Here is a 13,642-nt window from a genome sequence, read left to right on the forward strand (position 1 = left end):
CCGTTCCGGACGCTCTGCGTCCGCTCTTTAGCAGACGGCGCCGGAAGCGGCTGACGCTCAGGGTTAGCGAGGCACCACTGGCTTGCGCTTCGCTGGTTTCGGACCTTTGCCTTTGGCCGCGTCCATGCGTTCTTTAGCGGCCTGCTTGTTACGCGCCATTGCCGCAGCCTTGGCTTCTTCGCGCTTGTCCCATGGCTTGCTGCCGTCGCTGCCGCGTGGCGGCAGGCCGGTGTGCTGGGTCTGGATCAGCGTGGTTTTCGGGTCCTTGCCAACCTTGTGACTACCGGCAGGCGTCGAGTTTTTACGACGGGCACTCTGATAGCTGTCGGTCGCCGGCTGATGCAGCGGAATCAGTTGATCCTTGCCCGGCCCGATCAGGTCGGCACGGCCCATGCGCTCAAGCGCTGCACGCAGCATCGGCCAGCCTTTCGGGTCGTGATAGCGCAGGAAGGCCTTGTGCAGACGACGCTGCTCTTCGCTCTTCACAATCGTGACCGCATCACTCTTGTAAGTGACCTTGCGCAGCGGATTCTTGCCCGAGTGATACATGGCTGTAGCGGTGGCCATCGGCGAAGGGTAGAACGCCTGCACCTGATCCGCGCGGAAGCCGTTGCCCTTGAGCCACAGCGCCAGGTTCATCATGTCTTCATCGGTGGTGCCCGGGTGGGCGGCGATGAAGTAAGGAATCAGGTACTGCTCTTTGCCCGCTTCCTTGGTGTACTTCTCGAACATGCGCTTGAACTTGTCATAGCTGCCAATGCCCGGCTTCATCATCTGGTTGAGCGGACCTTCCTCGGTGTGTTCCGGGGCGATCTTCAGGTAACCACCAACGTGGTGCGTCACCAGCTCTTTGACGTACTCCGGCGACTCGACCGCCAGGTCATAGCGCAGACCTGAAGCAATCAGAATCTTCTTCACGCCCGGCAAGGCGCGAGCGCTGCGGTACAGCTGAATAAGCGACGAGTGATCGGTGTTCAGGTTCGGGCAGATACCGGGGAATACGCAGGACGGCTTGCGGCACGCCGACTCGATTTCAGGACTTTTGCAGGCGATGCGATACATGTTCGCAGTCGGCCCGCCCAGGTCGGAAATAACCCCGGTGAAGCCTGGCACCTTGTCGCGGATCTCTTCGATCTCGCGAATGATCGACTCTTCGGAACGGTTCTGGATGATCCGGCCTTCATGCTCGGTAATGGAGCAGAACGTGCAGCCACCGAAACAGCCACGCATGATGTTCACCGAGAAACGAATCATGTCGTAGGCAGGGATTTTTTCCTTGCCGTACGCAGGATGGGGGACGCGTGCGTAAGGCATGCCGAACACGTAGTCCATTTCATCTGTGGTCATCGGAATCGGCGGCGGATTGAACCAGACGTCGACTTCGCCATGCTTCTGCACCAGCGCACGGGCGTTGCCCGGGTTGGTTTCCAGGTGCAGCACGCGGTTGGCGTGAGCATACAGCACGGCGTCGTTGCGGACTTTTTCCACCGATGGCAGACGGATCACCGTCTTGTCCCGGGTCATGCGCGGGCTGGCAAGAATCTGCACCACCTTGGCTTCGTTCGGGTCTTCGACGTTGCCTTTCTCCTGCTCGATGGCGCAGGCCTGGGTGTCCTGGGTGTTGACGTACGGGTTGATGATCTTGTCGACCTTGCCCGGACGATCGATGCGCGTCGAATCGACTTCGTACCAGCCCTGTGGCGTGTCGCGACGAATGAACGCGGTACCGCGCACATCGGTAATGTCTTCGATCTTGTGGCCGTAGGACAGACGCTGAGCCACTTCGACAATCGCGCGTTCGGCGTTGCCGTACAGCAGGATGTCGGCGCAGGCGTCGATCAGGATCGAGTTGCGAACCTTGTCCTGCCAGTAGTCATAATGCGCGATGCGGCGCAGCGAGGCTTCGATGCCGCCCAGCACGATCGGCACATGCTTGTAGGCTTCCTTGCAACGCTGGCTATAGACCAGACTCGCACGGTCCGGACGCTTGCCGGCCATGCCGCCAGGGGTGTAGGCGTCATCGGAGCGGATTTTTTTGTCGGCGGTATATCGGTTGATCATCGAATCCATGTTGCCAGCAGCGACACCGAAGAACAGGTTCGGCTCGCCGAGCTTCATGAAGTCGTCTTTGGACTGCCAGTTGGGCTGCGCGATGATCCCGACCCGAAAGCCCTGGGACTCAAGCAGACGGCCGATGATCGCCATGCCGAAAGACGGGTGATCAACATATGCATCGCCAGTGACGATGATGATGTCGCAGGAATCCCAGCCAAGCAGATCCATCTCTTCCCGGCTCATGGGCAGGAAAGGTGCTGGTCCGAAACATTCGGCCCAGTACTTGGGATAGTCAAATAACGGCTTGGCTGATTGCATGTTCAGGACCTACGTTTGCACGTTGGAAAAATCGCGGGCGCGGAATATAGCATATTTTTTGATCAAATCCGACGACAGTGGTCGGATTTGACGGGCTGGCCCCGCGATCAATCTTCGTCGAAGTTATAACTGCCCGGCGCCAGGTTCTCGAAGCGCGTGTACTTGCCGATGAATGCCAGGCGCGTGGTGCCGATAGGGCCGTTACGCTGCTTGCCGATAATGATCTCGGCAATGCCTTTGTGTTCGGTTTCCGGGTGATACACCTCGTCCCGGTAGACGAACATGATCACGTCGGCATCCTGCTCGATCGCTCCGGATTCCCGCAGGTCGGAGTTGATCGGGCGTTTGTTCGGACGCTGCTCCAGCGATCGGTTGAGCTGCGACAGGGCAATCACCGGGCAGTTGAATTCCTTGGCCAGGGCTTTCAACGAGCGAGAGATCTCGGAAATCTCGTTGGTACGGTTGTCGCCGCTGGAACCCGGAATCTGCATCAACTGCAGGTAGTCGATCATGATCATGGCGATTTCGCCGTGCTCGCGAACGATCCGGCGTGTACGGGCGCGCATTTCCGACGGGCTGATGCCGGCAGTGTCGTCGATGAACAGCTTGCGGTCATTGAGCAGGTTGACCGCAGACGTCAGGCGCGGCCAGTCATCATCGTCCAGCCGACCGGCACGCACTTTGGTCTGGTCGATACGGCCGAGCGACGAAAGCATACGCATGATCAGCGATTCGCCTGGCATCTCCAGCGAGTAGACCAGCACCACCTTGTCGCTGCGCAACACGGCGTTTTCGACCAGGTTCATGGCGAAGGTGGTCTTACCCATCGACGGACGACCGGCGACGATGATCAGGTCGGCTGGCTGCAGGCCGCTGGTTTTTTCATCCAGATCGGTGTAGCCGGTGGACAGGCCGGTAATCGCGTTATCGCTGTTGAACAGGGTGTCGATGCGGTCGATGGCCTTGGTCAACAGGTCGTTGACGCTGACCGGGCCACCGGTCTTGGGCCGCGCTTCGGCAATCTGGAAGATCTGCCGTTCGGCTTCGTCAAGAATCTCTTCGGCGGTTCGACCTTCCGGGTTGAACGCACTGTCAGCGATTTCGGTACTGATACCGATCAGTTGGCGCAATGTGGCTCGTGCGCGGACAATTTGCGCGTAAGCCTTGATGTTGGCCACGGACGGCGTGTTTTTCGCCAGCTCACTGAGGTAGCCCAGACCGCCGACTTGCGAGGTCTGACCTTCCTTGTCCAGTTGCTCGGCAAGAGTCACTACGTCAATCGGGCTGTTCTGATCGGCCAGCCGGGCAATGGCCCGGAAGATCAGACGGTGGTCATGTCGATAGAAATCACCATCAGAGACTTGATCGAGCACGCGCTCCCAGGCGTTGTTGTCCAGCATCAGACCACCGAGTACAGCCTGTTCGGCCTCGATGGAATGCGGCGGCACCTTGAGGGCAGCGGTTTGCAGATCGTATTGCTCGGGGGCGGAAATATCGTTCATGGCCACTTTAATTCGGAGTTTGCAGAATGGGGATGGCACAAAGACAAAGGGCACGACCTGTAAACAGGATCGTGCCCGATGTTAATCCTCTGACGTCAATGCCGCCAGACGATTACGTGTTGCTTAAGCAGCCACTACGACAACGCGTACGGTCGCTTCTACGTCGCTGTGCAGGTGCACGGCTACGTCGAATTCGCCAACGTTGCGGATAGTGCCGTTCGGCAGACGAACTTCGCTTTTTGCAACTTCAACGCCAGAGGCGGTCAGTGCATCAGCGATGTCGTGGGTGCCGATCGAACCGAACAGCTTGCCTTCGTCACCAGCGGTGGCAGTGATAGTCACTTCCAGCTCAGCCAGTTGGGCAGCGCGAGTTTCGGCAGATGCTTTCTTGTCTGCAGCCAGTTTTTCCAGCTCGGCACGACGCTCTTCAAACGCAGCCACGTTGGCAGCGGTTGCAGCGGTTGCTTTGCCGTAAGGCAGCAGGTAGTTACGACCGTAACCGGCCTTAACGTTTACTTTGTCGCCCAGGTTGCCCAGGTTGGCGACTTTTTCCAGAAGGATCAGTTGCATGTGGAAATCCTCTTAACTTTTAACCTTCACCGTTCGCAGGACCATTGCCGGAATCTTTCGAACCCCGGCGACCGCGAAAATCAATCAGGCTGTCGACAATGGCAATTACCACGAGCAACGGATAAATCAGCTGCATGAACACCAGCAGCGTGATGTACATCCCTACCAGCCAGAACCGCGACAGACGCTTTTCAGCGACCAGTCCGTGAATCAGAGCCAGCCCGGCGAACACCAGCGGTACGCTGCACAGCGGTGTAAGCATGGCTATCTGCGGACCGAAATTCGGCCCCACCAGCATGCACACCAACAGCATCAACGCAGCCACCAGCGGGAGCTTCACGGCGCGAAATTCACGCCCGAAACCGCCAGGGTTGTACAACATCGCTTGCCAGTACCGCCCGATAACCAGGCACAACACACTGACGATTTGCAACACAGCCGCTATCAGGCCATTCAGGACGGGGGCAATCAGTGCTCCCAGACGCGCTCGCTCTTCTACGTTCATTTGCTCGTAGAGCCCGGCCAGCATTGTCGGCAGATGTTTCTGCAACTCCTGCGACATTGCTTCCAGAGGTTCGCGAAAAACCGTGCCCAGAATTACTGCATACACCACACCCAACGCCACGCTGACCAGCAGCGTGCGGACCCAGGACTCGCTGGCACGCAAAACCATTGCCAAACCCAGCGAACCGGCCAGCACCATGGCTGTACGAGGTTCGCCGAAATACCACCAGACCAAGGCCGGCAGCAGAGCCCAGGACAGGACACCAACGGCATCACTGAACCCGCGCCGCAGGAGCACAAGGCAACCCGCGGCAGCACTCAACCAGAACAACAGCGGCAATGCCGCACATCCAGCCACTACGAGAGTGGCCTGCATACGGCCGCGCATGATGAATTCAGCCAGGGCACGCATGCTTTCTATCCTTTGTTACGTTTTGTCGACTACCTGGTCTCAGCGGCCGTGGCTGTCGGTGTAGGCCAGCAGGGCCAGGAAGCGGGCACGCTTGATAGCGGTGGCCAGCTGACGCTGATAACGTGCTTTGGTACCAGTGATACGGCTTGGAACGATTTTGCCGGTCTCGGATACGTAGGCTTTCAGAGTGTTGAGATCTTTGTAATCGATCTCTTTGACGTCTTCAGCGGTGAAGCGGCAGAATTTACGACGACGGAAGAAACGTGCCATGTAATTGGCTCCTCAAAAGGTCCGTGGATTACTCGTCAGCGTTATCGCTAACGTCGCTGTTGTCGCCGTCATCGCCATCGGCGCTGTCGGAGTGCTCAGGACGGTCACGACGCTCACGGCGCTCACTGCGGTTCTCTTCAGCCTTGAGCATCTCGGACTGGCCAGTTACGGCTTCGTCGCGACGGATGACCAGGTTACGGATCACAGCATCGTTGTAACGGAAGTTGTCTTCCAGCTCGGCCAGAGCCTTGCCAGTGCACTCAACGTTCAGCATCACGTAGTGAGCCTTGTGAACATTGTTGATTGCGTAAGCCAGTTGACGACGGCCCCAATCTTCCAGACGGTGGATTTTGCCGCCGTCTTCTTCGATCAGCTTGGTGTAACGCTCTACCATGCCGCCGACTTGCTCGCTTTGATCCGGGTGGACCAAAAAGATAATTTCGTAATGACGCATGAATGCTCCTTACGGGTTGTAGCCTGCCGCTCAAATAGCGGTCAGACAAGGAGTGAATGACACTGTTGGTCTTGCTCAGGGACAGGCACATGAGCGCCTGCCGTGACAGCAAGGGGCGCAAGTGTAGAGAAGGCAGCTGCAAGCTGCAAGTGGAAAGCTACAAATGGGGGAGCAGCTACAAGCTGCAAGTGGAAAGCTGCAAGTAGAGGCAGTCCGCTTGTAGCTTGTAGCTTGTAGCTTGTAGCTTGTAGCTTGTAGCTTGTAGCTTGTAGCTTGAAGCTTGAAGCTTGCAACTTGCAGCTGCTTCTAGGCCGGCTTCCGCTTGGCGGACCTCTGACGCAGCGCTTCGAACAGACACACGCCGGTGGCAACCGACACGTTGAGGCTGCTGACACTGCCGGCCATCGGCAGGCGTACCAGGTAATCACAGTGCTCGCGGGTCAGGCGACGCATGCCCTTGCCTTCCGCACCCATGATGATGATCGTCGGGCCGGTCAGGTCCTGCTGGTACAGCTCGACCTCGGCCTCGCCTGCCGTACCGACAACCCACAAACCGCGCTGCTGGAGTTTTTCCAGCGTGCGCGCAAGGTTGGTTACAGCGACCAGCGGTATGACTTCGGCCGCACCGCAGGCAACTTTTCGTACCGCAGGTGTCAGCGTTGCAGACTTGTCCTTGGGCACGATAACAGCCAGCGCACCGGCAGCATCGGCCGTACGCAGGCAGGCGCCCAGGTTGTGCGGATCGGTCACGCCGTCGAGCACCAGCAGCAAGGGCGGACCTTCGCTGCGGTCCAGCAGCTCGTCGAGCATCGCCTCACCCCAGACCTGGCTCGGGCTGACGTCGGCCACCACGCCTTGATGCACGCCATCGACCCAGGCGTCCATTTCGCGACGTTCGGCCTGACCGATAGTCACGCGATTCTCGCTCGCCAGCGCAACCAGCGTCTGCACGCGAGGGTCGTTACGACCCTCGGCCAGCCAGATATGCTTGACGCGTTTCGGATGGTGACGAAGCAACGCTTCTACAGCATGCACACCGTAGATTTTTTCCAGCTGACTCATGACTTGGCCTTGGGTTTACGAGCGCCACTGCTTTTTGCAGCTGGCGCGGAGCCCGTCTTCGACGAGCCTTTACGGTGCTTGCTGGCCGGCCTGTCCGATGAAGGCGCAGAGCCCGACCTGTCAGACTTTCCCGACGACGCCTTGCTACCACCCTTCGCGTCTGCCAAAAGAGCTTTCTTCAGCTCGCGACTTTTACGCACTTCGGCGTTTTTTGCCGCCGCATCGCTTGGGCGATACGCTTCGGGACTGCTCTCTTTGGTAGAGGCCGCACGGCGTCCGGACGACTTGGCAGGTGCCTTGTCCTTTTCAGCCGGTGCAGCAGCAGGTGGCGCAGTGTCATGACCACGACGCTTGCGCCCCACCGGAGTGGCAGCCGCTGCGGTCTCGGATATTTCGAAATCGATCTTGCGCTCGTCCAGATCGACCCGCATGACGCGCACTTCAACGGTGTCGCCCAGGCGGAAGTTACGCCCGGTACGCTCGCCGGCAAGGCGGTGATGCAGTGGATCGAAGTGGTAGTAGTCACCCGGCAGAGCGGTGACGTGGACCAGACCTTCGACATAGATGTCGGTCAGTTCGACGAACAGGCCAAAGCCGGTCACCGCCGTGATCACACCCGGGAAAGACTCGCCGACGCGATCTTTCATGTACTCGCACTTGAGCCAGTTGACCACGTCACGTGTGGCTTCGTCGGCCCGGCGCTCGCTCATCGAGCATTGTTCGCCCAACTGGTCGAGCAACGCGTCGTCGTACGGGTAGATGCGCGCCTTCGGAATCGTGGCAGCACCGGCACGACGAACGTGCGGCGTATCCTGCTTGGAGCGAATGACACTGCGGATCGCGCGATGGGTCAGCAGATCCGGGTAACGACGAATCGGCGACGTGAAGTGCGTATACGCTTCGTAATTCAGACCGAAGTGACCGTTGTTGTCCGAGCTATAGACCGCCTGACTCAACGAACGCAGCATCACGGTCTGGATCAGGTGGTAGTCGGGACGATCGCGAACGGTTTCAAGCAGCGCCTGATAATCCTTCGGTGTCGGACCTTCCTTGCCTTTGTGCAACGTCAGACCCAGCTCACCCAGGAATGCGCGCAGTTTTTCAAGGCGCTCTGGCGGCGGGCCGTCGTGGACGCGGTACAGCGCAGGAATTTCATGCTTCTTCAGGAACTGCGCGGTGGCCACGTTGGCGGCCAGCATGCACTCCTCGATCAGCTTGTGAGCATCGTTGCGAGTGGTCGGACGGATTTCGGCAATCTTGCGCTCGGAACCGAAGATGATCCGGGTTTCCTGCGTTTCGAAATCAATCGCGCCGCGCACATGACGCGCGCCCAGCAATACTTTGTACATCGCGTAAAGCTGTTTCAGGTGCGGGACCACATCGCCGTATTCACCACGCAGGCTTTTCGCCTCGGCGGTCTTTGGCTGCTCCAGGATCGTGCTGACCTTGTTGTAGGTCAGGCGAGCGTGGGAGTGGATGATGCCTTCGTAGAACACGTAGTCCGTCATCTCGCCGGTTTTGGAGATGGTCATCTCGCAAACCATGGCCAGACGGTCGACATGCGGGTTCAGCGAGCAGAGACCGTTGGACAACTGCTCTGGCAGCATCGGTACGACGCGCTCGGGGAAATACACCGAGTTGCCGCGCACCTGGGATTCAGCATCCAGCGCCGAACCGATCTTCACGTAGCTCGATACGTCGGCAATCGCCACGTAGAGCTTCCAGCCACCGGAGAACAAGCGCAGCTTGCCCGGCTTGGCTTCGCAATAAACCGCATCGTCGAAGTCGCGAGCATCTTCGCCATCGATGGTCACGAACGGCAAGTGACGCAGGTCGACGCGGTGTTCCTTGTCTTTCTCTTCGACTTCCGGCTTGAGCTTCGCAGCTTCCTTGAGTACGGCTTCTGGCCATACATGCGGAATGTCGTACGTGCGCAACGCGACGTCGATTTCCATGCCAGGCGCCATGTAGTTACCGACAACCTCGACCACATCACCTTGCGGCTGGAAGCGCGGGGTCGGCCAGTGAGTGATTTTCACTTCTACGAACTGACCGATCTTGGCGCTGTTGTTGCGGCCCGGGGTCACCAGCACTTCCTGCTGGATTTTCGGGTTGTCCGGAACAACGAAGCCGATGCCGCTTTCTTCGAAATAGCGGCCGACGATGGTTTCGTGGGCCCGCGAAATCACTTCGACGATCACGCCTTCGCGGCGACCGCGTCGGTCAAGACCCGATACCCGTGCCAGCGCGCGATCACCGTCGAACACCAGGCGCATTTGCGCCGGGCTCATGAACAGGTCATCGGAGCCGTCATCAGGGACCAGAAAACCGAAGCCGTCGCGATGGCCGGATATGCGACCCAGAATCAGGTCCAGCTTATCCACAGGCGCGTAAGTGCCACGACGGGTGTAGATCAACTGGGCGTCGCGCTCCATCGCACGAAGGCGACGGCGCAGGGCCTCGAATTGATCCTCGGTGGTCAGGCCGAATTCTTCGACCAGTTGCTCGCGACTTGCCGGCGAACCGCGCTCGGCAAGGTGCTGCAAGATCAGCTCGCGGCTGGGAATAGGGTTTTCGTATTTTTCCGCTTCACGAGCGGCCTCGGGATCGAGGGACTGCCAATCGGCCATTAGATAGTTTTCACCTTGTATATATAGGGGTTAGTTTGGCATAGACCTCATGAAACGGGAAATTTCACGCTCAAACCGCTCATTAAAAAGCCTCTTCAACCACGCTGAAACACCCGAAACACGCCGCCCACGATTTTTTTGGACTTTTTTTCACTGCCGGGGTTTACAGCCCAAAAGGCGCTCCGTATAGTGCGCGCCATCGACAGGCTGATGCTTGTTGATACTGCCCAGATGGTGAAATTGGTAGACACGCCAGCTTCAGGTGCTGGTGACCGCAAGGTCGTGGAAGTTCGAGTCTTCTTCTGGGCACCAATTCAAACAAAACCGAGCCACTGGCTCGGTTTTGTGCTTTCTGGGGTTTGAACTTTCCGGGGTTTGGAAGTGTTCTCGCCTTGCCCGTGCATAGCGCCACACACACGTGGCGCCCTGCACGACAGCCTCAAGCCCTGAATTGCCCCAGGCTCGCCTTCAACTGTGCAGCCAGCCCGTTGAGCACCTTGCCGCTGGCCGTCGTCTCCACCACTGCTTTGGCAGCACGCTCGGCCTGAGCGTGAATCACCTCGACCCGACCGCGCACCGCATGAGCCCCTTCGGCCTGATGAGCAGCAGCCTGTGTCGCCAGACCAATAGCTGCATGCACCTGCTCTACCGACGTCTGCACCGTTTGCTGCCGCTTGGCACTGTCGCGCAGCACTTCCAGACCTTCCTTGGCCTGACGTCCGGCAATGCCGATGGCGGCAACCGCCTCTTTCGCACCTCGCTGTAAGGCCACGATGTGCTCCTGGATATCGCCGGTCGAGCTTTGCGTCTTGCTGGCCAGCGCGCGCACCTCATCAGCCACTACCGCAAAGCCCCGGCCCGTCTCGCCCGCGCGAGCCGCTTCGATGGCCGCGTTGAGTGCAAGCAGGTTGGTCTGCTCGGCAATACCGTGGATCACCTCCAGCACGACCTCGATCTGCTGGCTTTGCCGCGCCAGACGCTCGATCACCTGCGCACCGGTTTCGACCTGCCCGGCCAGCGCCTCGATCAAACCGCCCACCTGATTGGACGTGCGGGTATTTTCATCGGTTGCCTGCTTGATATCGATGACCTGACGCAGGGCCGCCTGCATCGCATGGCTTTCCGACTGCGCTTCGTCGGCCATCTGCTCCAGAGCCTTCAGACTGGCCGCCACTTCGTCACGCTGCAACTCGGCCGCCGCATCGGCACCGGCGTTGCGCTCGCTCATGACGCCGATTTCCACACCAGTGCGCTGCGCCACCTCGCCCGCTTCGCGCACGATCGGTTGCAGCTTGTCGATGAAGCGGTTGACCGCAGCCGACATGTCGCCGATCTCGTCATTGCTGTCCAGCTTGACGCGCTTGGTCAGATCGCCCTCACCCGCTGCCAGATCATTCAGCGCAGCGATCAGCAGGTGCAGCTTGCTGACCACGCGACGCCCCAGCACAACAGCCAGTAACAACAGCACGCCAAGGCCGACCAGCGCCAGGCCCATGCCGATCCGCCAGCGCAGGGTTTCCGCCGCTTCCTGAACCGCGACTTGGGTGTTGCCGGTCATCGCAGTCGCGGCCGACTGAGCGGATTGCAACCGGGTACGCAAGGCCGTCGAGCTGTCTTTGGAGGCACCGGCAAGGCTGTCGGAAACCAGCTGCTCACCACTGGTGATCAGCGTTGCAAAACGCTTGTCCAGTGCCGCAAGGTTTTCCTCGACCGTTGCGGTCGAAACGCCCATGCGCACCTTGCCGATCTCCACACCGTTAGGGCTGATGGACGCTTCGACGTAGTACACCGAAGCATCGTTTTTTGCGGCATTCAGGATTTTGTCCATCGCCCGCTCGCCCTCGCCCTTGGCGAGCAGCGCCTTGACCAGCGGGTTATCGCGGTTCATGTAGCGGGTAAGGTGCTCGCCTGCCGCATCGTCATACACCACGAACAGCACATTGGGATTGCGCTGCGCACGTCGGGCAAACTCGGAGAGGGTGGGTGTATCGTTGTCCCACATGGCTCGCGGCGCGACGGCGGCCAGCAGTTCGGCCAGATCGGTGGCGGAATCCTTCAGGTCTTTTTCCAGTGTCGCACGCAATTGCGCCTGTTCATCTTTCAGGCGCGTCGACAGCCCGACGCTCAGGCGCTGACGGGTACTGGCAGAAAGCGCATCGAGACTCGACGTCACTTCGCTACTCGCCAGCTCCAGCTCGGAGGAAAGATGTTGCGAATCTACCCCGAGACGAGTGGCAAGATCAGCTTCAAGGGCAGTGACCGTGCTCCGGGTAAGCGCAACCGCCACCACGACCTGCACCAAAAGGGCGATGCCCAGCGCAATAAAGACCGGGCGCAGCAGACGACTTTGCAAAAGAGACAGGACAGCTGACACAGGAGAATCCTTCCGCCATGAGCGCCATTAAAATGATGGCACTTTTCTGTCATCTTTGTAGCAAGCGCCGTGCCGTGACACAAGTCTCACTTTTGCCGAATTCGCTGCGCCACACACTGGAACCAAAAAGGGCCGCAAATGCGGCCCTTTTTGTACAGCTCGGTGACGTATCAGCCGAACGGGTGACGCAGCACGATGGTTTCGTTGCGGTCAGGACCGGTCGAAATGATGTCGATCGGCGCACCCACCAGCTCTTCAACACGCTTGATGTAAGCGCGTGCCGCAGCAGGCAGTTCCTCAAGGGTCTTGGCACCCAGCGTGGACTCGCTCCAGCCCGGCATTTGCTCGTAGACCGGACGCAGACCGAGGTAGCTGTCAGCATCGGTAGGTGCGTCGATGACCGCGCCTTCTTCGTTCTCGTAGCCAATGCAGATGTTGATGGTTTCCAGACCGTCGAGCACGTCCAGCTTGGTCAGGCACAGGCCCGAGATGCTGTTGATTTCGATGGCGCGACGCAGGATGACGGCATCGAACCAGCCGCAACGACGGGCACGACCGGTAGTGGCGCCGAACTCGTGGCCGCGCTTGGCCAGGAACGCACCGACGTCATCGAACAGCTCGGTCGGGAACGGACCCGACCCCACACGCGTGGTGTAAGCCTTGGTGATACCCAGAATGTAATCCAGGTACATCGGACCAAAACCCGAACCGGTGGCGATGCCGCCAGCGGTGGTGTTGGAGCTGGTCACGTAAGGATAGGTACCGTGGTCGATATCCAGCAGCGAACCCTGAGCGCCTTCGAACATGATGTCCTTGCCGTCACGACGCATTTCATGCAGCGCAGCGGTAACGTCGAGCATCAGCGGCTTGAGCATGTCAGCGTATTCCATGCACTCGTCGAGTGTTTTCTGGAAGTCGATGGCAGGCTCTTTGTAGTAATTGACCAGCACGAAGTTGTGGTAGTCGAGCAACTCGCCCAGCTTGGCGGCGAAGCGCTCGCGGTGGAACAGGTCACCGATGCGCAGACCGCGACGTGCGACCTTGTCTTCGTACGCCGGGCCGATACCACGACCGGTGGTACCGATCTTGAACTCGCCACGGGCCTTTTCACGCGCCTGGTCCAGCGCTACGTGGTACGACAGGATCAGCGGGCAGGACGGGCTGATGCGCAGGCGCTCGCGCACCGGAATGCCTTTCTCTTCCAGCTTGATGATTTCGCGCAGGAGCGCGTCGGGAGCAACCACCACACCGTTACCGATCAGGCACTGCACGCCTTCGCGCAGTACACCGGACGGAATCAGGTGCAATACGGTTTTCTCACCGTCGATCACCAGGGTGTGACCCGCATTGTGGCCACCCTGATAGCGAACTACGGCGGTAGCATGTTCGGTCAGCAGATCAACGATCTTGCCTTTGCCCTCATCACCCCATTGAGTGCCCAGGACTACGACATTCTTACCCATAACACTTGTCCTCATTCACGCAAACTTG

10 protein-coding genes and 1 tRNA gene are annotated in these 13,642 nt (G+C 59.2%); 1 reads left to right on the forward strand and 10 read right to left on the reverse strand.

What is annotated here, in order from left to right; translation table 11 throughout:
* Positions 1-63: 63 nt before the first annotated feature.
* From I9H07_RS21340 to rnr, 8 genes are all read right to left on the reverse strand, one after another.
* Positions 64-2,373, reverse strand: coding sequence for a YgiQ family radical SAM protein (locus tag I9H07_RS21340; protein ID WP_024673048.1), 2,310 nt, complete (start codon positions 2,371-2,373; stop codon positions 64-66).
* 107 nt (positions 2,374-2,480) lie between these two features.
* Positions 2,481-3,875 carry a replicative DNA helicase gene (dnaB, locus tag I9H07_RS21345; protein WP_024673049.1) on the reverse strand — a complete coding sequence of 465 codons (1,395 nt, stop codon included), beginning with the start codon at positions 3,873-3,875 and terminating at the stop codon, positions 2,481-2,483.
* Between the two features lie 123 nt (positions 3,876-3,998).
* A complete protein-coding gene (gene rplI, locus I9H07_RS21350) occupies positions 3,999-4,445 on the reverse strand; it encodes a 50S ribosomal protein L9 (protein WP_003317208.1) in 447 nt (148 codons plus the stop codon).
* A 19-nt stretch (positions 4,446-4,464) separates the two neighbouring features.
* Positions 4,465-5,361, reverse strand: coding sequence for a hypothetical protein (locus I9H07_RS21355; protein ID WP_024673050.1), 897 nt, complete (start codon positions 5,359-5,361; stop codon positions 4,465-4,467).
* Positions 5,362-5,400: 39 nt separating this feature from the next.
* Entirely contained in the window at positions 5,401-5,631 is a 231-nt protein-coding gene (rpsR, locus tag I9H07_RS21360) for a 30S ribosomal protein S18 (RefSeq protein WP_002551829.1), read from the reverse strand.
* Positions 5,632-5,659: 28 nt separating this feature from the next.
* Positions 5,660-6,085 (reverse strand): 30S ribosomal protein S6, encoded by a 426-nt coding sequence (gene rpsF, locus I9H07_RS21365; protein WP_002551828.1) that lies wholly within the window; start codon positions 6,083-6,085, stop codon positions 5,660-5,662.
* Between the two features lie 306 nt (positions 6,086-6,391).
* Entirely contained in the window at positions 6,392-7,147 is a 756-nt protein-coding gene (gene rlmB / locus I9H07_RS21370; protein ID WP_024675695.1) for a 23S rRNA (guanosine(2251)-2'-O)-methyltransferase RlmB, read from the reverse strand.
* Positions 7,144-9,777 carry a ribonuclease R gene (gene rnr, locus I9H07_RS21375; RefSeq protein ID WP_024675696.1) on the reverse strand — a complete coding sequence of 878 codons (2,634 nt, stop codon included), beginning with the start codon at positions 9,775-9,777 and terminating at the stop codon, positions 7,144-7,146. The genes rlmB and rnr overlap by 4 nt, the downstream gene beginning before the upstream one ends.
* Positions 9,778-10,002: 225 nt before the next feature.
* Between rnr and I9H07_RS21380 the strand changes: the two genes are divergently transcribed.
* Positions 10,003-10,089 (forward strand) — tRNA-Leu (locus I9H07_RS21380).
* 127 nt (positions 10,090-10,216) lie between these two features.
* Here the strand turns inward: I9H07_RS21380 and I9H07_RS21385 are convergent.
* Both I9H07_RS21385 and I9H07_RS21390 read right to left on the reverse strand, forming a co-directional pair.
* On the reverse strand, positions 10,217-12,151 hold the full coding sequence (locus I9H07_RS21385; RefSeq protein ID WP_236426534.1) for a methyl-accepting chemotaxis protein: 1,935 nt from the start codon (positions 12,149-12,151) through the stop codon (positions 10,217-10,219).
* A 170-nt stretch (positions 12,152-12,321) separates the two neighbouring features.
* Complete coding sequence (locus tag I9H07_RS21390) at positions 12,322-13,614, reverse strand: adenylosuccinate synthase (RefSeq protein WP_007251002.1); 1,293 nt, start codon at positions 13,612-13,614, stop codon at positions 12,322-12,324.
* Positions 13,615-13,642 lie beyond the last annotated feature (28 nt).

Source organism: Pseudomonas syringae (assembly GCF_023278085.1).
Lineage (GTDB): Bacteria > Pseudomonadota > Gammaproteobacteria > Pseudomonadales > Pseudomonadaceae > Aquipseudomonas > Aquipseudomonas syringae_Q.

What these genes read in the sequence shown, in the direction of transcription:
- I9H07_RS21340 (WP_024673048.1), bottom strand. Translation starts at nt 2,373, where the DNA reads ATGCAATCAGCCAAGCCGTTATTTGACTATCCCAAGTACTGGGCCGAA.
- dnaB (WP_024673049.1), bottom strand. Translation starts at nt 3,875, where the DNA reads ATGAACGATATTTCCGCCCCCGAGCAATACGATCTGCAAACCGCTGCC.
- rplI (WP_003317208.1), bottom strand. Translation starts at nt 4,445, where the DNA reads ATGCAACTGATCCTTCTGGAAAAAGTCGCCAACCTGGGCAACCTGGGC.
- I9H07_RS21355 (WP_024673050.1), bottom strand. Translation starts at nt 5,361, where the DNA reads ATGCGTGCCCTGGCTGAATTCATCATGCGCGGCCGTATGCAGGCCACT.
- rpsR (WP_002551829.1), bottom strand. Translation starts at nt 5,631, where the DNA reads ATGGCACGTTTCTTCCGTCGTCGTAAATTCTGCCGCTTCACCGCTGAA.
- rpsF (WP_002551828.1), bottom strand. Translation starts at nt 6,085, where the DNA reads ATGCGTCATTACGAAATTATCTTTTTGGTCCACCCGGATCAAAGCGAG.
- rlmB (WP_024675695.1), bottom strand. Translation starts at nt 7,147, where the DNA reads ATGAGTCAGCTGGAAAAAATCTACGGTGTGCATGCTGTAGAAGCGTTG.
- rnr (WP_024675696.1), bottom strand. Translation starts at nt 9,777, where the DNA reads ATGGCCGATTGGCAGTCCCTCGATCCCGAGGCCGCTCGTGAAGCGGAA.
- I9H07_RS21390 (WP_007251002.1), bottom strand. Translation starts at nt 13,614, where the DNA reads ATGGGTAAGAATGTCGTAGTCCTGGGCACTCAATGGGGTGATGAGGGC.